The organism is Ohessyouella blattaphilus (assembly GCF_024721265.1).
Taxonomy (GTDB): Bacteria; Bacillota; Clostridia; order Lachnospirales; family Lachnospiraceae; genus Aequitasia; species Aequitasia blattaphilus_A.
This window is the reverse complement of sequence record NZ_JAMXOC010000003.1, coordinates 69,827-89,174: the sequence shown is the minus strand read 5'-3', so window position 1 is coordinate 89,174 and position 19,348 is coordinate 69,827. Positions and strand designations below refer to the sequence as shown.

Annotated in this window: 17 protein-coding genes; 15 read left to right on the top strand and 2 right to left on the bottom strand. The window is 41.6% G+C overall.

The genetic code is table 11. The annotated features are described in order from the left end of the window. Positions 1-45 precede the first annotated feature (45 nt). The 12 genes from NHH16_RS03925 (at position 46) to melA (ending at position 13,190) form a co-directional block, all read left to right on the top strand. Entirely contained in the window at positions 46-1,080 is a 1,035-nt protein-coding gene (locus NHH16_RS03925) for a LacI family DNA-binding transcriptional regulator (protein WP_262068305.1), read from the top strand. 251 nt (positions 1,081-1,331) lie between these two features. Then, positions 1,332-2,336, top strand: a complete 1,005-nt coding sequence (locus NHH16_RS03920) for a Gfo/Idh/MocA family protein (RefSeq protein ID WP_262068304.1) — start codon at positions 1,332-1,334, stop codon at positions 2,334-2,336. A gap of 20 nt (positions 2,337-2,356) precedes the next feature. Next, positions 2,357-3,190: a sugar phosphate isomerase/epimerase family protein gene (locus tag NHH16_RS03915; protein ID WP_262068303.1), complete on the top strand. Its 834-nt coding sequence runs from the start codon at positions 2,357-2,359 to the stop codon at positions 3,188-3,190. 19 nt (positions 3,191-3,209) lie between these two features. Next, on the top strand, positions 3,210-4,106 hold the full coding sequence (iolE, locus tag NHH16_RS03910; protein ID WP_262068302.1) for a myo-inosose-2 dehydratase: 897 nt from the start codon (positions 3,210-3,212) through the stop codon (positions 4,104-4,106). A 14-nt stretch (positions 4,107-4,120) separates the two neighbouring features. Beyond that, a complete protein-coding gene (locus NHH16_RS03905) occupies positions 4,121-5,026 on the top strand; it encodes a sugar phosphate isomerase/epimerase family protein (protein WP_262068301.1) in 906 nt (301 codons plus the stop codon). Between the two features lie 28 nt (positions 5,027-5,054). Then, on the top strand, positions 5,055-6,077 hold the full coding sequence (locus NHH16_RS03900; RefSeq protein ID WP_262068300.1) for a sugar ABC transporter substrate-binding protein: 1,023 nt from the start codon (positions 5,055-5,057) through the stop codon (positions 6,075-6,077). Positions 6,078-6,100: 23 nt separating this feature from the next. Beyond that, positions 6,101-7,606 (top strand): sugar ABC transporter ATP-binding protein, encoded by a 1,506-nt coding sequence (locus NHH16_RS03895; RefSeq protein ID WP_262068299.1) that lies wholly within the window; start codon positions 6,101-6,103, stop codon positions 7,604-7,606. Between the two features lie 12 nt (positions 7,607-7,618). Next, complete coding sequence (locus tag NHH16_RS03890; protein ID WP_262068298.1) at positions 7,619-8,596, top strand: ABC transporter permease; 978 nt, start codon at positions 7,619-7,621, stop codon at positions 8,594-8,596. A gap of 237 nt (positions 8,597-8,833) precedes the next feature. After that, a complete protein-coding gene (locus NHH16_RS03885) occupies positions 8,834-10,111 on the top strand; it encodes an ABC transporter substrate-binding protein (protein WP_262068297.1) in 1,278 nt (425 codons plus the stop codon). Beyond that, positions 10,112-10,996, top strand: a complete 885-nt coding sequence (locus NHH16_RS03880) for a carbohydrate ABC transporter permease (RefSeq protein WP_262068296.1) — start codon at positions 10,112-10,114, stop codon at positions 10,994-10,996. A gap of 15 nt (positions 10,997-11,011) precedes the next feature. Continuing rightward, positions 11,012-11,842, top strand: coding sequence for a carbohydrate ABC transporter permease (locus NHH16_RS03875; RefSeq protein ID WP_262068295.1), 831 nt, complete (start codon positions 11,012-11,014; stop codon positions 11,840-11,842). A 25-nt stretch (positions 11,843-11,867) separates the two neighbouring features. Then, complete coding sequence (gene melA, locus NHH16_RS03870; RefSeq protein WP_262068294.1) at positions 11,868-13,190, top strand: alpha-glucosidase/alpha-galactosidase; 1,323 nt, start codon at positions 11,868-11,870, stop codon at positions 13,188-13,190. Between the two features lie 31 nt (positions 13,191-13,221). Here melA and NHH16_RS03865 read toward each other — a convergent pair whose 3' ends face one another. Continuing rightward, positions 13,222-14,097 carry an AraC family transcriptional regulator gene (locus NHH16_RS03865; RefSeq protein ID WP_262068293.1) on the bottom strand — a complete coding sequence of 292 codons (876 nt, stop codon included), beginning with the start codon at positions 14,095-14,097 and terminating at the stop codon, positions 13,222-13,224. 117 nt (positions 14,098-14,214) lie between these two features. Between NHH16_RS03865 and pheA the strand changes: the two genes are divergently transcribed. Together pheA and NHH16_RS03855 are read left to right on the top strand one after the other, a co-directional pair. Continuing rightward, the gene (gene pheA, locus NHH16_RS03860; protein WP_262068292.1) at positions 14,215-15,345 is read left to right on the top strand and encodes a prephenate dehydratase; all 1,131 of its coding nucleotides are present in this window, start codon (positions 14,215-14,217) and stop codon (positions 15,343-15,345) included. An 11-nt stretch (positions 15,346-15,356) separates the two neighbouring features. Beyond that, complete coding sequence (locus NHH16_RS03855; RefSeq protein ID WP_262068291.1) at positions 15,357-16,631, top strand: ATP-binding protein; 1,275 nt, start codon at positions 15,357-15,359, stop codon at positions 16,629-16,631. Here the strand turns inward: NHH16_RS03855 and NHH16_RS03850 are convergent. After that, positions 16,628-18,370, bottom strand: a complete 1,743-nt coding sequence (locus tag NHH16_RS03850) for an Rqc2 family fibronectin-binding protein (RefSeq protein ID WP_262068290.1) — start codon at positions 18,368-18,370, stop codon at positions 16,628-16,630. The genes NHH16_RS03855 and NHH16_RS03850 overlap by 4 nt on opposite strands. A gap of 94 nt (positions 18,371-18,464) precedes the next feature. On the opposite strand from NHH16_RS03850, the gene NHH16_RS03845 reads away from it, so the two are divergent. Further along, positions 18,465-19,346, top strand: a complete 882-nt coding sequence (locus NHH16_RS03845) for a YicC/YloC family endoribonuclease (protein WP_262068289.1) — start codon at positions 18,465-18,467, stop codon at positions 19,344-19,346. The last annotated feature ends 2 nt before the right edge of the window (positions 19,347-19,348 follow it).

Here is a 19,348-nt window from a genome sequence, read left to right as displayed (position 1 = left end):
TACTGGGGAATGATAGATGTATATGGATAAAAAGGAGACGGTAAGATGACGGTGACATCACAGCAGATTGCTGATGCAGCAGGCGTTTCAAGAGCAACGGTAGATCGGGCGTTAAAAAATCGCGGAAGAGTAAAACCAGAGGTGGCTGAGCGTATAAAACAAATTGCGAAGGAAATGGGGTACCATCCTAATCAAGCGGCGAGAAGCTTAGCTCTGTCTAAAAATCCTATCCGTGTGGGAGTGATTTTGTCATCTATGCAAACGCCATTTATGGACGTAGTCTTAAAGGGCGTTAGAGACGCCCAGAAGGAAGTAGAGAAAAGAGGCGTGAGTGTAGAAATACATTCAATTCCTGGAAAAGATGTGGATAGAACCATAGAACTTATGGATGAGCTAAAGGAGAAGAAGGTTGGCGGCATCGCTCTCGTGCCGACAGATGATGAAAGGGTAAGAGAGAAAATCGATCAGTTGGCAGAAGAGGATGGAATACCCGTGGTAACTTTAAATGCCGATGTCTCAAAAAGCAAACGAATATGCTTTGTTGGCCAGAATAATGAAAGAGCCGGCGAGACAGCCGCTGGTTTGATGGCTGAATGTCTGCCTAGTAATGGACGAATATGCGTAATTGGTGGTAGAGAACTTAACCCAGCTATCTCTAGTCGAACTGACGGCTTCATTAACCAACTCGAGAAAATTCGTCCAGACATTGAACTGCTTAAGACTTTTTATGTGGAGAATGAAAACGATAATGAAGAGTCGGAAAAGATTGCTCTGCAAATGTTAGCTGAATACCTTAAGTTAGACGGTGTATATGTGAGCTCGCCTGCCATCCTCGGAGTGTGTAAAGCCTTTCAGAAGAAAGGGGTAGAGCAAAGGATTAAGCTTATATCCCATGACCTTTTAAAGGAGAATTTGCAGTATTTAGAAGATGGAACTCTTAATTTCCTCATTGGACAAGAAGGTTATATGCAGGGGTATGAGCCAGTTATGGTCCTTTATAAATTACTTGTAGAAGAAATAGAACCTGAAAACACGTATGAATATACAAGTATTATTATTAAAAATAAATTCAACATATAACCAAGAGATAACAATGAGATTACCAAAATTATACAAAGTTACCAATTTGAAGTGTGTATATAGTAGAAAAACTTTTTGATTTTCTGCAATATGCACATTTTTTTTGTGTTCAAATTAACAATTTGTCAGAATATACAAAATCCTTAAAAAAACATTAGTGAAAAGGCACATTGCGTACACGTGACCGCAGTGATATTATTAGGCAAACCTTACAAAGGCTATATGACAAAAAAGACAGGAGGATAAAGGAGATGTTGAAAGTAGGAGTAATCGGTTGCGGAGGTATGGGAAGAGACCATATTGATCGTCTAACCAATAAAATTCAAGGAGTTGAGGTGGTAGCGGTATCAGATCCGGTAGCCGAGAATGCCAAGCTAGGGGCAGCTATCTGTAATGGGAAAATATATGAGAATGCTATCGAACTGATTGAAGCTACAGAGGTGGAGGCGATTTTTGTCGTTTCTCCAGGATTTGCTCATAAAGAACCCCTACTTAAAGCGATTGAGCTAGGTAAGCGAGTGTTCTGTGAAAAGCCATTAGCAACAACCGCAGATGATTGTTTAGAAATTGTAAAGGCAGAGGTAGCATCTGGCAAACATCTGATTCAAACTGGCTTTATGAGAAGGTACGACAGAGGGTATCGTCAAGTGAAAGCAGCTCTTGAATCGGGAGAATACGGAGAGCCCTTAATGCTACATTGTACCCATCGCAATCCTGAAGTAGGTGAGAACTATACAACACCAATGGCGGTCCATGATACAGCCATTCACGAAATAGATGTTCTCCACTGGTTAACGGATGACGATTATGAATCCGTTCAGGTGCTTATGCCAAGAGTAACGAAGTATTCACACGCGCAGCTTAACGACCCCCAGATTATGCTTTTGCGAACGAAAAAAGGGGTATGTATCGATGTGGAAGTGTTTGTAAATTGTAAATTCGGATACGATATTCAGTGTGAAGTGGTATGCGAAGATGGTTCCATCAAAATGGCCGAGCCGGCCTATCCAGATGTACGAAAAGACGCAAAGCTTGCTACAACCATTGATACAGATTGTTTTGTGAGATTTAAGGATGCTTACGATGTGGAAGTGCAAGACTGGGTAGATCAAGCGGGAAATGGTGTGATTGCAGGACCGAACGCTTGGGATGGTTACCTAGCGGCGGTTACGGCAGATGCTCTCGTTAAAGCACAAGAAACAGGCAATATCGAACCAGTTGTTACGGCAGTAGAAATGCCAGAGTTCTATAAATAGGAGTAAAAGGAGATTAAGAGATGAAGATAGGGTTTAATGAAGCAACAGCACTAGAGTGCCAGGGTCAGTCTTTAATGGCTGATCTAGAGGCCTGCGAGAAGAATGGATTTGATTATATCGAGATTCGTTTTGATTGTATCAAGGAGTATTTAGAGGAGCATACTCTTCAAGAACTGGCAGATTGGTTTAAGAACCATCACTTAAAGCCCTGGGCATACAATACCTTGATTTATTTCAATCAAAGGGATGAGGCCGGGGAGAAAGAGATTGACGAAGAAGTGGATTTTATTATCAAAGTGTCAAAGGCCATCGGCATGGAAATGTTAATTACCGTTCCTTCTTTTGATGTTAAGGATAAAACGGTTACGGAAATCAAAGAAGAGGCTGTCCAAAGACTGCAGTATTTGGCGGATAAAGTTGGACCAGAGATGAGAATTTCCCTAGAGTTTTGCGGGGCTCCTAATTGTTCAATCAATCAATTTGGTACAGCTTACGATGTCGTTAAGGAAGTGGACCGTGAGAATGTGGGTATCACAGTAGATACGTTCCACTTTCACGAAATGTGTTCCCAGCTAGATGATTTAGAGAATGCAGATGGTCGAAAGATTTTCGCTTATCACCTAAATGATTGTGAGGATCTACCACTTGGTTCGTGTGGCGATGACAAACGTTTATGGCCAGAAGAAGGGGTAATCGACCATGAAGGGATAGCGAACACACTTAAGAAAATCGGGTTTGACGGAGTGTGCACGATCGAGGAGTTCCGCCCAGAGTATTATGAACTTTCTCATGCCGATAATGTGAAAAAGGCGGCAGAAGTAACGAAAGCGTTTGTTAGTAAGTATTTCAATTAGTGAAGAGGAGGAGCCACAGATGCTCGATAAAAACAAAGTTAGCTTAGGAATCGCCCAGATAGCTTGGACGAATGATGATATGCCTGACTTGGGAAAAGAAAATACCTTCGAACAGTGTGTAAGTGAAATTGCCTTAGCGGGATTTGCAGCCTCGGAGGTGGGGGCGAAGTATCCGACAGATCCAGTTGTTCTAAAGAAAGCCATGGACCTTCGCGGTTTAACGATTTGCAATAGTTGGTTTTCGTCGTTCCTAATCACTAAGCCGTATGCAGAAACGGAGCAAGCGTTTATCAAGAGTTTGGACTTTTTACAAGCAGTTGGTGCAAAGGTCATCGGCGTATCCGAACAAAGCTATAGCATCCAAGGGAAGCTTGAACAACCAATATGGGAAGGCAAGTATGAGATGAACGACGAGGAATGGGAGCTGCTTACAGAGGGGCTTAATAAACTGGGAAAGATTGCCAAAGATAGAGGAATGACGTTAACCTTCCATCATCATATGGGAACCGTTGTACAGACGGAAGCGGAAATCGATAAATTTATGGACATGGTAGATAAAGAGCTGGTATATCTGCTATTTGATAGCGGTCATCTTTCCTTTGCGGGAATCGATCCCGAAAAAGTACTAAAAAAATATGTAAACCGCGTGAGACACGTTCATTTAAAGGATATTCGTGGCGAAATGGTTAAGCGTTCGCAAACGGAGAGGTGGAGTTTTCTTAAAGGTGTTCGCGAAGGCGTGTTTACTGTTCCAGGAGACGGTGATGTAGACTTTGCTCCCCTGTTTAAGATTTTGGAGGAAGCGGAGTATAAAGGCTGGATGGTGGTGGAAGCAGAACAAGATCCAGCCAAAGCAAATCCTTTGGAATACGCGCTTAAGGCAAGGAAGTATATCGCAGATAAAACAGGATTATAAGGAGGTGCGTAGGTGTGAAGATAGCATTTGATGTAGATGTATTAGCGAAGCAGATGGATATTAACCGGATGGTTCATCAGGTGGCCGATTGGGGCTATAAGTATATAGAGCAATCACCCCATCCACGAATCAATCCCTTTTATAAGCATCCCCTCTTTTCTAAAGAGTGTGAGGCGGAGTATCGCAAAGCGCTTAAAGAGACGGGAGTTGAATTGTCATCCCTGATATGTGTATATCGCTGGTCGGGACCGACGGAAGAGCAAAGGCGGTTTGCGGTTGAAAACTGGAAGAGATTAATTGAAATTGCCGTTAATCTAGGCGTTCAAGTTATTAATACGGAATTGTCAGGTGATCCGAACCAGCAAGAAATCTGTAATGGAATGTGGTTTAAGTCTGTTGAAGAGCTACTACCGATTTTTGAGCGTGAGGGCATTCGGGTAGAAATTCAATCTCATCCCTATGATTTTTGTGAGCTAAATAATGAATGCTGCGATCTTGTTAAGTCTTTTCGCTCAGACTATATCAAGTATGTGTATGCGACGGCCCACGGTTTTTTCTACGATCAAGGAAAAGGCGATGTGAAAAGTATGCTTGAATACGCGGGTGATGATCTGTCCCATGTTCTCTTTGGGGATACTTATAATCAGGAATTGGATTGTCGCTATATCGTTAACCCACCCTGGTTAAATGCCAGAGGTAAGGCCGATGTCACCGTACATCAGCATCTAGCGATGGGTGAAGGGGATGTGGATTTTGAGCAGATATTTGAAACATTAAGGCAGACAGGTTTTGCCAAGCGTAAGTTTAAAGTAGGTGGCGAACCAATTGCTGCGGTATCGTATTTTGGTTTTCCCGAGAAAATGGATAAGCAAGCCCCAGAAGCTCGTGAACGGATTGAAAAGGAATTACTTTTCAAATAAATCTAGCGATAAAGAGGAGGAAAGAAGGATGAAGAAAAAGTTTTTTGGAAGAGTGCTATCGGTATTGATTTTGACAACGATGGTGGTAAGTATGTTGACGGCCTGTGGTGGGAAAAGTGACGGTGGGTCTGAGGATGCATCATCAAGTGATTCTCAAACGCTGACGCTGATTATGTCGCAACGAGATGAATGGTTAAGCGAAATGGAAGAGGCAGCAATTAAGGAGGCAAAAGACCTAGGAATTAAGCTCACGACTGTTGATGCACAACTTGATACGAGCAAAATGCTTCAATTTATTGAAACTGCCAGAAATGATGGTCAAAAAGCGATTATCATCAATATGGTAGATCCGGAAACGGCGGTTCAATGCGTTGAGGCAGCCGGTGATATGTTCGTTGTTTTTGTCAATAGATATCCCGCTGATGATTCGGTTTTAAACGAAAAGGTGGTGTACGTAGGCTCAGATGAAAATACCTCTGGGAAATTCCAAGGAGAGTGGTTGGCAGAACATTTTAAAGAAGAGGGAAAAACGGAAATTAAATACATTCTTCTAAACGGTATTCTTGGACAGACATCTACAACTTTAAGAACCGCATCAGTGCTTAAAGCATTAGAAGATAGTGGCATAAAAGCATCCGAAGCAACTGCGCCACTAGCGTGTGAATATGCGAGAGAAATGGCTCAAGATACCATTGCACCACTTCTTAAGACAACAAAATATGATTGCGTTATTTCTAATAACGACGGGATGGCATTAGGTGCAATCGAGGCAATGACAGCTGAGGGAATCGATGCAACCACAATACCGATTGTCGGAATTGATGCAACAACAGATGGTCGACAAGCTGTAAAAGATGGAACGCTATCAATGACGGTTTTCCAGAATGCAAAAGGACAAGGAAGAGGAGCTTTGATCGCAGCACAAAATCTCATTGCTGGAAAAGCAATCAATGATGGCTCGGACTATGAAGTTGATGAGAGTGGTAATATTCTGTGGATTCCTTTTGAACCGGTAACCAAAGAAAATGTTGCTGAATATGACAATAGATAAATCGGAAGATTGAGGTGGATATATTGGATGATAAATATATTCTGGAAATGCAGGATATTGTCAAAGAATTCCCCGGGGTAAAAGCGCTAAATGGCGTGCAATTAAAGGTCCGCCCAGGCACTGTTCACACACTGATGGGAGAGAATGGTGCGGGGAAGTCTACCCTGGTAAAATGTTTGATTGGCATGCAACCTGTCACATCCGGAAAAATTAGGTTTAAGGGAAACGAAGTGTCATATAAGACAACACAGGAAGCTTTAGATGCTGGGATTTCCATGATTCATCAAGAACTGTCGCCAGTTTTAGAACGTACAGTATGTGAAAATATTTTTCTCGGCAGAGAGCCAAAAAAAGGAATCTTCATTGACTACAAGAAGATGCATAAAGATTGTATAGAATTATTTGAAAAGATTGGCTTGATGATAGATCCGCGAGAGAAGATGAAGAATTTGACGGTAGCCAAAATGCAGATGGTTGAGATTGTAAAGGCGATTTCTTACGATGCATCCATAGTTATTATGGACGAACCAACATCTGCCCTAACGGATACAGAGGTAGAAGACTTATTTAAAATCATAGCCGAGCTGAAAGCAAAAGGCGTAGCGATTATTTATATCTCTCATAAAATGGAAGAAATTTTTCGAATTAGCGATGATATTTCAGTTTATCGAGATGGGGAATATATCACTACGGATGTTGCTAAGAATCTAACGCAAGACAAGGTTATTGAGTTGATGGTGGGACGAGAAATTACGGACATGTTTCCTAAAAAACACTGTGAAATCGGCGAGGTTGTTCTTGAAGTTAAAGAGCTGTGTTCGGGAAAAGCCGTTCGGAATGTGTCGTTTAATCTGCGAAGAGGTGAAATATTAGGCTTTGCTGGCCTTGTGGGTGCAGGCAGAACAGAAACGATGGAAACTATATTCGGAATGCGTAAGCGAACCGGTGGGAAGGTTTATAAAGACGGACAGGAAATAAATATAAAAAGTCCAGAAGACGCCATTAAAAACCGCATCGGTATGCTGACGGAAGACCGCCGAGGAAACGGGATTGTTGGAATCCTAAGTATTAAGATGAATACGGTTTTAGCTCATTTAAAGAGCTATGGTTTTCCTGTGAATGCCAAAAAAATGGCGGAAGATACCAAGGCCTATGTGGAGCGTTTAGGCACAAAGACACCGACTATTGAAACGCCTATTGGCAATCTGTCGGGTGGCAATCAGCAAAAGGTTCTGTTAGCGAGATGGCTATTGACGGATCCGGATATATTGATAGTAGATGAGCCAACAAGAGGTATTGATGTCGGGGCAAAGGCGGAGATTCACACGATTCTTTCAGAATTGGCCGGAATGGGAAAAGCAATCATTGTTGTTTCCTCTGAATTACCCGAAGTGTTGGGTGTTGCTGATCGTGTAGTGGTAATGCGAGAGGGTGTAGTTACTGGGTGCTTGAACCGTGAAGAAGTATCTCAGGAACTTGTTATGAAGTACGCCACTCTAGATAAGAGCATGCAGAAAGCAATACAATAGGAGGATTGAGCATTGAATGCAAAAAGGAAAAAAGTAATCTCGGATAATATTATATGGTTGATTTTAATCGCATTAGTTATATTAATGTCTATAGCCAACCGGAACTTTGCTACGATGGCAAACTTAAAAACACTGTTAACAGGAGAAGCAATTAAAGGAATTATGGCCTTTGGAGTAGCTTTTGCTATGTTGACAAAAGGTATTGACCTTTCAATAGGTGCTGTTGCAGCACTTGTTGGCGCCGTTACTGGTGGTTTGGTTCAGCCTGTAGATTTAGCGACTAGGGCTTTTCCGGGCGGGGCACATTTGGCGGTACCGTTATCTATTTTATTAGGAATCTTAATTGGAGCAGCAATTGGGGCGTGTATAGGTGCACTTGTGGCATATACCCATATTCCTGCATTTATTGCGACCTTAGGTGCACAACTGATATGTCGTGCAGGTGCAAAAATGGTATCCAACAGACCTGTATCGAATTTACCAGATGCTTATCGTTTTATGGGGAGTAAACAGTTTTTTGGAATTCCCATGATTGTAATCGTCTTTATCGTTATAGCGATTCTCGCTTGGTTTATTTTAAAACATACAAGATTTGGAATGAGTTTGTATGCTCTTGGAGGAAATGCTCAAGCAGCCACTGTTGCCGGAATCAACGTAGAAAAAACACTAGTAAAAGTATATATTTGGTGTTCTGTGATGGCGGCTCTAGGAGGTATATTGCTAGCTGGAAGATCGGGATCATCGGATCCTTCAACTTCGGGAATAGGTTATGAATTGGACGCAATTGCAGCGGCAACTGTCGGCGGAACATCTCATTCAGGTGGAGTTTGTACTATCTCAGGGGTAATTGCGGGAATTTTGATTATGGGTGTAATCAACAATGGCCTTGTGCTCATGGGCGTTGACGACAATATGACCAATATTTGTAAAGGTATTATCATCATTGGATCTGTAATTGTAGATATGAGAAAGAATATTCAGAAAATCTAAATATGTTTAATCGCAACTAAATATATAGCTTTAAAAAGGAGATTGTGCTACACGCAATCTCCTTTTTAAATTGTTCAAAATGTCGATTGATTTAACATTTTGACTCATAAAGACAACAAAAATGTATAACATATTATAAAGAAAAACGATAAAATGAATATATAAAAACATTAGTGCACAAATGTTTGGATTTAGAAGCAGATAATTATAACTTTTTATACAAAAAGGAGAAGGCGTATGAAAAAGAGAATTATATCAATGGTTTTAGTTTTAACATTATTGCTAGTAACGACCTTTGGTTGCTCAAGTTCCCAGGATGAAAAGAAGGATAGTTCAGCAAGCAAGAAGGATAGTCTGACCCTTGCTATTTGGGATAAAGTTCAGGAGCCAGGATTACGAAAAATATGTGATGAATTTACAGAGAAAACAGGAATTAAAGTGGATATCCAAATTACCCCTTGGGATCAGTACTGGACGATGTTAGAGGCAGGTGCAACAGGTGGTTCACTGCCGGATGTTTTCTGGATGCACGTACGCGAAATCGAGAAGTATGCACGGGCAGACATGCTTTTAGACTTATCTTCGAAAATTGAAGAAAGTAGTGAGATATCAATGGATAACTATTTTGAGGATGTGGCCCAGGTATATCAGTATGAAGGCAAACAATATGCGATTCCTAAGGATATCGATACAATTGCACTTTGGTATAACAAAACTCATTTTGATGAAGCCGGTATGGCATATCCTGATGATACATGGACCTGGGACGATTTAAAGGTAGCTGCTAAAGCTTTATCGAATGATGACCACAAAGGCTTTGGTTCAAGAATTAAGAATTACCAAGAAGTCTGGTATAACCTTGTTTACGGAAACGGCGGTTATATTATAAACGAAGACCAAACAAAATCAGGTTATGATGATCCGAAAACAATTGAAGCAATCGATTATTTTGTTGATTTAGTCAAGGATGGCTCATCACCAGATAATACAGTTACGGCAGAGACGGATTTGATCGCCTTATTTGAGTCAGGAGCAATCTCGATGTCACTGATGGGCTCTTGGACAATCGGAGAGTTAACAGGTAATGACTACGTGAAAGAAAACGGAGCGGTAGCGGAGATTCCGATGACAGAAGATGGTACGAGAGTATCGATTTACAATGGATTAGGCTATGCAGCTGCAGCCAACACAGACAACGAAGATGGTGCATGGGCGCTTATCGAATATTTAGGTTCGAAAGAAGCTCAAGAAAAGCAAGCAGAATATGGAGTAACCCTTTCAGCGTATAAAGATGCTTCTGATAAATGGGCAACTCACGCGGAGGGCTTTGACCTATCACCGTACATTAACGTGATGGATGATACCTTGGTATTTTACCCTCACTCGACAAATACTACCGTTTGGGAGGACATGTCTTTAGAGTCACTTGTAGATGCTTGGAATGGAACGAAGAGTACGAAGGATGCCTGTACAGAAATTGCTGAAAAGATGAATCAATTTTTAGAGGAAGAATAGATGAAGAAAGCAAATCGGAATGAATTTATATGGGGCTGGCTGTTCATATTGCCAACGATGATTGGGCTTATGGTGCTTAATATTATCCCTATTTTTCAGACTATCTACCAAAGCTTTTTCAAAACAGGTGATTTTGGAAAAGGGAACGTCTTCGTCGGGTTAGACAATTATATTCGTCTAATACACGATGAGGCAGTCTGGCAATCGCTAATTAACACTATTAAATACGCGGTTATCGAAGTACCTTTTTCCGTAATTATCGGCCTGCTTGCAGCGGTACTATTAAATCGTAAAATGAAGGGACGTACGATCTTTAGGACGATATTTTTTCTTCCGATGGTTATGGCACCAGCAGCAGTTGCCATGGTGTGGAGATGGATGTATAACTCAAAGTTCGGTTTGCTCAATTTCCTGTTGAGCAAACTCGGGCTTGGCCCGGTTAACTGGATTTCCGATCCCAAAATCGCCATTGTCTCGATTGCAGTAGTGGGTATCTGGTCAGTGATTGGCTACAATATGATTTTATTTTTGGCAGGGCTACAAGAAATCCCAGCAGATTATTACGAGGCAGCTAGAATTGACGGTGCAAGCTCAGTAAGACAATTTTTTCAAATTACCGTGCCTCTTATTTCACCAACGATGTTTTTCGTGTGCATTACGAGAATTATTGCCGCATTTCAGATTTTCGATCTAGTTTTTATGATGATGGACAATACCAACACGGCGCTACCAAAGACCCAGACTCTTTCGTATCTCTTCTATAAATATTCTTTTATGCAGAATAATAAAGGGTATGGTTCCGCGATAGTTATTCTATTACTGGCGGTTATACTGGTGATTACCTTTGTGCAGATGAAGATTGAAAAGCATATAAACTATGATTAGAAAAAGGTGAGAAAAATGAAGGATTCGAATAAAAGGACAAATATACTGATCTACATAATTATGGGTATCGGTGCACTGATAATGATTATTCCTTTCGCCTGGATGATACTTACCGCGTTTAAAAGCCCAACGGAAGCGACAAGTTTAAATCCTTTTGTAGTATTTCCGAAAAAGTGGCGGACAGAGGCGTTTGTGGATGCCTGGTCGAAGATGGATTTCGTAAAATTGTACATAAATACCATTTTGATGATTATCGGTAGGGTGATCTGTGCAGTAGTGACGGCGACAATGGCAGGATATGCCTTCGGTAGGTTAAATTTCAAAGGGAAAAACTTCGCCTTTTCCTTGGTGTTGTTTCAAATGATGGTTCCACCGCAGATTTTTATTATCCCGCAATACCTTATTGTGAATAAGCTGGGATTGTTAAACACGACCTTTTCCCTGATTTTTCCTGGACTAGTGTCTGCTTTTGGAACATTCCTACTACGACAATCTTTTAAGAGTCTGCCTAAAGATTTAGAAGAGGCAGCGAGACTAGACGGATGTAATATAGGACAGACGTTTTTGCATATTATGATGCCACTGGCACGTTCAAATATGGTTGCCCTATGTATCTTTACGGCGATTTTTGCCTATAAAGATTTGATGTGGCCCTTGGTTGCGAACACAGAACAATCATCTATGCCGCTATCAAGTGCTTTGGCTAAGCTGCAAGGACAGTTTCAAGCTAACTATCCGCAATTAATGGCGTCAGCAGCAATCTCTTGTGTTCTAATTGTTGTGATTTACTTGGTTTTTCAACGACAATTTATTGAAGGTATTGCAACGTCAGGTGGAAAACTATAAACACTAATTGGAGGTAAGGAACACAATGATTAAAATTACTTTTATCGGTGCAGGCAGTACAGTATTCGCTAGAAATGTGTTAGGTGACTGCATGTGTACGCCAGCATTAAGAGAGTGTGAGATCGCACTCTACGATATTGATAAAAATAGACTGGAAGATTCAGAGATTATACTAAAAGCTATCAACAAAAATATTAATGAAAGTCGCGCAGAAATAAAGACGTATTTAGGGGTTGAAAATCGTAAAGGTGCACTTGAAAATGCTGATTTCGTTGTAAACGCCATTCAAGTAGGTGGCTATTCACCGAGCACGATAATCGATTTTGAAATTCCAAAAAAATACGGACTAAACCAAACGATTGCCGATACTTTGGGAATAGGCGGAATTATGAGGGCACTGCGAACGATTCCGGTATTGCGAGATATTGCTAGAGAGATGGAGGAGGTGTGTCCCGATGCTCTGTTCTTAAACTACACCAATCCCATGTCAATCCTTACAGGCTACATGCAGCGCTATACAAAGGTACGAACAGTCGGCTTATGTCACAGCGTCCAGAAGTGTACCGAGGAGCTCTTTACAAATCTAGGAATTGAGGAACAGTTAGAAGGACATACCGAGTATATTGCCGGAATCAACCATATGGCATGGCTCCTTGAAATCAAGGATAAGACTGGCAAAGACCTATATCCGATGATTCGGGAAATGGCTAAGAACAAGAATGCTAAAGAAAAGCATAACGATATGGTTCGTTTTGAATACATTAATAATTTTGGATACTATTGCACAGAGTCAAGCGAGCATAATGCAGAATACAATAATTTCTTTATCAAAAATCGGTATCCAGAACTAATAGATAAGTTTAACATTCCGCTAGATGAATATCCAAGACGATGTGAAAAGCAGATTGCTGAATGGGAAGAGGAAAAAGCAGGAATTCTTAAAAATGGCGAGATTACCCATGAAAGATCTCTTGAGTACGCTTCGTATATTATGGAAGCAATTGTAACGAATAAGCCATATAAAATTGGTGGAAACGTTATGAATACAGGTCTTATCACTAACTTAGTCGAGGATGCTTGCGTGGAGGTGCCGTGTTTGGTTGATGGCAGTGGCATAAATCCCTGTTACGTAGGGGCGCTACCAACACAGCTTGCGGCAATGAATATGACGAATATCAATGTTCAGCTGCTGACAATTGAAGCGGCTGTAAAGAAAGACCGAAATTATATTTATCAAGCAGCTATGTTAGACCCTCACACTTCTTCGGAGCTTAGCGTTGCGGATATTAAGAAAATGTGTGATGAGCTGATAGAAGCTCATGGAGAGTATATGGCAGATTATCAATAATCAGAAAGAGGAAGCGAAACGGCTTCCTCTTTTAATGATTTTCTTTATGAGACTCAAGTTGCTTTTTATTATTAGACCATATTTCCTTCCGATAATCCCGTGGTGACATGCCGATTTTTTGTTTAAAGGCTTTAGAAAAAACCAAAGGATTTTTATATCCGCAAGATGAGGCAATGCTTTCGATGGATAGATCAGACATACTTAGCATATCCCTTCCCCGGTCAATGCGAAAATCCGAAAGGTACTTCTGCGGTGAGATACCCAATTCGTTTTTAAACAAGGTGCAAAGATAACTGCGATTGATACAAACAAAGTCGGCGACATTCTGAACGGTGATTTCATGAACATAATTATTGCCGATATATTCGATTGCTTTCTTGATATAAAAGGTTTGTTTTTCGTTTGGCTTATAGGGTAGTTCAACGGTCAGTTCCTTTGCCAAGTAGCCAAGAAAGTGAAAAAAGTATCCTTGTAAAAAGTAATCATGGTATTCGCCGATTTTACTGTGGCTAAGCATTTCTGTAATGAGATTTTTAAGCTCGGGTCCGTAGCTGGTTTTAAAGATGGGATGACTCATGCTTATACCAAGCTTTTTTATGTAATCTTGGCATTTAGTCCCGTCGAAGCCAATCCAGATATACGTCCAGGGGTTATCAGTTGAAGCTTCATAATAGGTCCGCACATCGGGTTCGATTAGGAAACCTTGGCCTTGTTGCAAATGATAAGTTTTTTTATCGACGTAAAAGTTTCCTTCCCCTTCCAAAATAACGTGAAGTACGTAGCCCTTACGAGCGGCAGGGCCAAAGCTGTGCCCAGGTGCGCACTCGCCGTATCCGCAAAAACAAAGATATAACTCCGGATGCTGATTTTCACTTTCGTTTAATTGAAGGACATATGCATTCTCCATAGGAATCCTCCCTTCTCGATTGTATGAATTATATCATATTTTCCTTAATGTCGGGTCTTTTTGTGATATAATTCCTTTATTGGTGACAAGTTAAAAAGGATATGAGGAGCAAGTTAAATGAAAGATTTACAAGAACTACGAGCACGCCTAGATGTAATTGATGCCCAGATAGTCGACCTTTATAAAGAGCGAATGGATATTGCGAGAGAAGTGGGCGCTGATAAGGTAAAGACTGGCAAAAAGGTGTTTGATCCTATTAGAGAGCAAGCCAAGCTAGACCAGGTTACGGAGCTTTTAGAGGATGGTTTTTACCAAAAAGGAATTGGTGAACTGTATGCGCAGTTAATGAGCCAAAGTAGAAAGATACAATATCAGATTTTAATTGAAGAAGGGAAAGAGAACAAGTCAGTATTCACCCCTGTAGCCGAGTTGCCAGTATCTTCGAAAGAAATTGTCTATCAAGGCGTTCCCGGTTCTTATTCTCAACTAGCCACGAAGAAATACTTCGGCGAGGATGCGAAGCTTAAGAATGTCAGATCTTTTCGGGAGGCCGTTGCTGCGGTGGTTGATCAGGAAGCGGACTACTCAGTTTTGCCGATAGAGAATTCTTCGGCGGGAATGGTTAGTGATGTGTACGACTTATTAGTACAGTATGAGGCGACCATTGTGGGCGAAGTTATCCTGCCAATTTCCCACGCGCTCGTAGGTGTGAAAGGCGCGACCCTGAATTCGATTAAAGAAGTATACTCCCATCCCCAAGCGCTTTCTCAGAGTAGTGAGTATTTAGAGGAGCACCCTGACTGGAAGCAGCTAGCCATTGGCAATACGGCAGTGGCAGCCAAGCAGATAAAAGCCGCGGGAGATATTACGAAAGCCGCTATTTGCTCCGAAGAAGCTGCATCTCTTTACGAGCTAGAGATTATTGATCAGGGCATTAACCGAAATGAAAATAATTCCACCCGCTTTATCGTCTTGGCAGGGAAGAAAATCTATAAAAAAGATGCTAAGAAGGTTAGCATCTGTTTTGAACTCCCTCACGTTTCGGGATCGCTATACCGAATTCTTTCTCACGTGATCTTTAACGATTTAAATATGACCAAAATTGAGTCCAGACCGATTAAAGACCGGACTTGGGAGTACCGCTTTTACGTGGATTTTGAAGGTAATCTTCAGGATGCCGGTGTCCAGAACGCTCTGTTAGGCATAGCTGAGGAGAGTAAGAATTTATTGATTCTAGGAAATTATTAGAGGGTGGTTATATGAATACGTGGGAATTAGTAGTTTATGAAAAAGTGAAGAATGATGAGTTAGTGGGAATCCTAATGGAGCCCTTTAACAACGAAGATTTAACGGAGATTCGCGAGGAGCTGCACTTGGTTACCCGCAAGCTCTTAGAGTTTGCTAGCTGCTACGGCTTTTCGGGAAATATTTGGCAGGATTATCTGACCTTCCTTTTGGTTACCGATGAGAATGGGTATTCCTTAAGTGCGGAGAAGGTGGGAGAGATTCACGGAAGCCTTAATGAGTATGCTCTTGACGACCTTTGCCTAATTAGAGAGCTTTATAGCCTAGACTTACAGGGGCTGGCGGATGTCTCACAAGTGAGTGGTTTGGGGAATTTAATGAACTATGAGGCAGCGAAGGAAGGAACGGTTTTTAATAAGCGCATTAGAGGCCATATTGAGCTCCTTGCCAGGGACTTAGCGTTTGCAGAGAGTGGTCTGGAGTTTAAAGAGGTTCTAACCGCTTTTTACAAGCAGTTTGGCGTAGGCAAATTCGGTCTTCATAAAGCCTTTCGTCTTTCCGATACAAACCCAGGAGAGATTTTGCCGATACGCAAAATCGCTCACGTACACCTAGATGATTTGGTGGGTTATGAGCTTGCTAAAAAGAAGTTAATTGATAATACCGAGGCGTTCGTCGCTGGTAGGAGAGCGAATAACTGCCTGTTATTTGGTGATGCGGGGACTGGTAAGTCGTCATCGATTAAGGCTATTCTTAACCAGTATTACGATGAGGGTCTACGGATAGTAGAGGTCTACAAGCACCAATTTAAAGAGCTAAATACCGTGATTGATCAGCTAAAATACCGAAACTATAAGTTTATCATCTATATGGATGACTTATCTTTCGAAGACTTTGAAATAGAGTATAAGTACCTAAAGGCTGTAATTGAAGGGGGGCTAGCGAGAAAGCCAGAGAATATTTTAATCTATGCAACTTCCAATCGTCGCCATTTGATTAAAGAGACCTTTAAGGACAAAGAGACCTACGGTGATGAGCTTCACGGAAGCGATACGGTGCAAGAAAAGCTTTCCTTAGTAGATCGCTTTGGCATCACGATTTATTTTGAAAAACCAGAGCGCCGGGATTACGAGCAGATTGTCCTAAGCTTAGGTCGAAAAAATGGTATCGATATGCCGGCAGAAGAGTTAATTGCGAAGGCGAATCAGTGGGAGATGTACCACGGTGGCAGGTCAGGTCGGACCGCCCAACAATTTATTGATTATTTACTTGGAAAAGAGGACGCCTAGGCGTCCTCTAATCGTTTGATTTGACTGATATCGGAGTCGATAATCAGTGAATAGTTAGTATGGTAAATCACAAAGCCAGGCTTACCGCCAGCGGGTTTCTTGATGTTTTTCTTAAGTGAGTAGTCGATTTCCACCTTATCGGCTCCCCGCTTAGAAGAGTAATAAGCGGCTAAGCGACCGGCTTCTTCAAAGGTGGCATCAGGCATCTCTTCCCCGTTTGCCTTCACAATTACGTGGCTACCGGGAGCTTCTTTCGCGTGGAACCACCAGTCACCGCCAGTGGCGAAGGAGAAGGTTAGGTAATCGTTTTGCAAGTTGTTTTTACCGACGTAGATGTGATAGCCGTCACTTGAAAGGTAGTGGAGAGGTTCGTTCTTGTACTTCTCTTTTTTCTTACCTTGACGCTTCTTAATATAGCCGCCGTTTTGCAATTCTTCCTTTAGCTGCAGCAAATCTTCTTCGCCAGTGGCGATATCAAGCGCTGTGCTTAGGGACTGCAGATAATCGACTTCGCTTTTCGTTTCTTTAATTAAGGCCTCTAGGGCTTCAAAGGTTCTCTTTTTCTTGTTGTATTTGGCAAAGTACTTCTGGGCATTTTCGCTAGCGCTTAGGGTCTCGTCTAGCTTAATGGTTACTTCTTCGCCGGTATAATAATTAAGAGCAGTTAAGGATTTATCCCCTTCCTTTAGTTCATACCCGTAGGCGTTAATCAGTTCGCCGTACTGCTTATATTTGTCTCGGTCCTTCGTATCTTCTAGCTGACGCAGCTGTAGCTTATACTTCTTCACGTTACGCTCAAGATTCGTATTGATCACATGGCGAAGATCCACGGATTTTTGTTTAATTCTAGTCCGCGCATTCTTCTTCTGGTAGTAATCAAAGAGAAGGGTAAAGATACTCTCATAAGGAACGAACGTCATCGATTGTAGGTGCTTAAGTTCTAAAGCAGCAAAATCAAAAGGCGCATCCTCTTCATAATAAATGCGGGGGCTAAAGTTATGGTTTTTCACGTCCTCTAAAAAGAGCGTAAACTGATTAAAGACGTGAAAGAGCTGGTCAGCGTCTAAGTCACCAATGCTAATCCGGGAGTCAAAGCCTGATAAAAAGCAAAGTTCTTCGGCGACCACCGGGCTAATGCCCATAAAGTTTTTGAAAAGCGCTGTCTTTAAGTCCAGTCCCTTCTGGGTTAGGGCAGCCTGAAAACTAGGGAAATCCATGGTTAGCGGATCGACTACGCCGCCTAACTGAGGGATAAAATAGGTCCGTCCCGGAAGCACCTCTCTAACGGAACTGACATTTCCGGAGACGTGGCGAATGCTATCGAGAATCATATCGTTCTCATCGATAAAGATGATATTGCTATGCTTACCCATCAACTCAACTACCAAGCGTTTTTCCTTTAAGTCGCCTAAGTCATCGTAGTGCTCGATATGAAAGTAGATAACCCGTTCAAGTCCAGGCTGGGTCACCTTAAGAAGGCGACCGCTACCGATGTGCTTTCTAAGCAGCATACAAAAGCCTGGGGCCGTCATGGGGCTTTTTTTATTTTCCACCTCGGTAAAGATTAGAGGAAGACTTGGACTTGCCGAAATCAGTAAGCGATTGGCGCCGGTCTTTGTTTTGATATTAATTAGTAGCTCATCCTTTTCCGGTTGAGCAATTTTATTTATTCTGCCACCTTCTAAGGCCGCGTTTAATTCGGCCACCATTGCAGCGACAGCGATTCCATCTAATGCCATTTTTAATTCTCCTTTTTCACCTGATTATCTTATCATAATACCTTGAAAAAAGGTAGGGTATCGACTATAATTAGTTAGATTGCGAGGTATTAATATGATTAAAAGTATGACCGGTTTTGGTAGAAGTGAATACTCTAAAGGCGATAAGAAATATACCATAGAAATGAAGAGTGTCAATCACCGCTATTTAGATATGAATGTCCGGATGCCCAAAAAGCTTAATTTCTTCGATTCGGCAATTAGAGGCCTGATTAAGAAAAACGTATCTCGGGGCAAGGTGGATGTTTTTATTACGTATGAAGATTTGTCAGAGGGACAGGTTTCCCTTAAGTACAACGAAAGCCTGGCAGAAGAATACATGACGAGATTTAAGGAAATGGAAACCCGCTTCTCCTTAGAAAATGATATTCGCGTATCAACCCTAAGCCGTTGCCCAGAAGTGCTGACGATGGAAGAGCAGGTAGAGGACGAAGAAGAGCTATGGCAAGGATTAGAGACGGCTCTTAAAGGCGCCTTAAAGCAGTTTGGTGAAACGAGAGCGTTAGAGGGTGAGAATCTCCGCGCAGACTTGCTAATTAAACTAGATGCGATGCTAGTGACTTTAGAAGAAGTGAAGCAGCGTTCACCGGAGATTGTCACAGCATACCGAGAAAAGATTGAAGATAAAGTAAAAGAACTTTTAGGAGATGTTCAGATTGACGAGAATCGAATTGCCCAAGAGGTGGTGATTTTTGCGGAGAAGATCTGTACGGATGAAGAGGCGGTACGTCTTGGCAGTCATATTGAGCATATGAAGGCGACGCTTACGGGCACAGAGGCAGGAATCGGCAGAAAGCTTGATTTTATCGCTCAGGAGATGAACCGGGAAGCGAATACCATCCTTTCTAAGGCCAATGATTTGGAAATATCAAATTACGCCATTGAGTTAAAGACAGAAATTGAAAAAGTAAGAGAACAGATACAAAATGTGGAATAGAA

Bases quoted from the DNA above. Each gene is read 5' to 3' on its own strand.
- NHH16_RS03925 (WP_262068305.1), top strand. From the start codon at position 46: ATGACGGTGACATCACAGCAGATTGCTGATGCAGCAGGCGTTTCAAGA.
- NHH16_RS03920 (WP_262068304.1), top strand. From the start codon at position 1,332: ATGTTGAAAGTAGGAGTAATCGGTTGCGGAGGTATGGGAAGAGACCAT.
- NHH16_RS03915 (WP_262068303.1), top strand. From the start codon at position 2,357: ATGAAGATAGGGTTTAATGAAGCAACAGCACTAGAGTGCCAGGGTCAG.
- iolE (WP_262068302.1), top strand. From the start codon at position 3,210: ATGCTCGATAAAAACAAAGTTAGCTTAGGAATCGCCCAGATAGCTTGG.
- NHH16_RS03900 (WP_262068300.1), top strand. From the start codon at position 5,055: ATGAAGAAAAAGTTTTTTGGAAGAGTGCTATCGGTATTGATTTTGACA.
- NHH16_RS03885 (WP_262068297.1), top strand. From the start codon at position 8,834: ATGAAAAAGAGAATTATATCAATGGTTTTAGTTTTAACATTATTGCTA.
- NHH16_RS03880 (WP_262068296.1), top strand. From the start codon at position 10,112: ATGAAGAAAGCAAATCGGAATGAATTTATATGGGGCTGGCTGTTCATA.
- NHH16_RS03875 (WP_262068295.1), top strand. From the start codon at position 11,012: ATGAAGGATTCGAATAAAAGGACAAATATACTGATCTACATAATTATG.
- melA (WP_262068294.1), top strand. From the start codon at position 11,868: ATGATTAAAATTACTTTTATCGGTGCAGGCAGTACAGTATTCGCTAGA.
- NHH16_RS03865 (WP_262068293.1), bottom strand. From the start codon at position 14,097: ATGGAGAATGCATATGTCCTTCAATTAAACGAAAGTGAAAATCAGCAT.
- pheA (WP_262068292.1), top strand. From the start codon at position 14,215: ATGAAAGATTTACAAGAACTACGAGCACGCCTAGATGTAATTGATGCC.
- NHH16_RS03855 (WP_262068291.1), top strand. From the start codon at position 15,357: ATGAATACGTGGGAATTAGTAGTTTATGAAAAAGTGAAGAATGATGAG.
- NHH16_RS03850 (WP_262068290.1), bottom strand. From the start codon at position 18,370: ATGGCATTAGATGGAATCGCTGTCGCTGCAATGGTGGCCGAATTAAAC.
- NHH16_RS03845 (WP_262068289.1), top strand. From the start codon at position 18,465: ATGATTAAAAGTATGACCGGTTTTGGTAGAAGTGAATACTCTAAAGGC.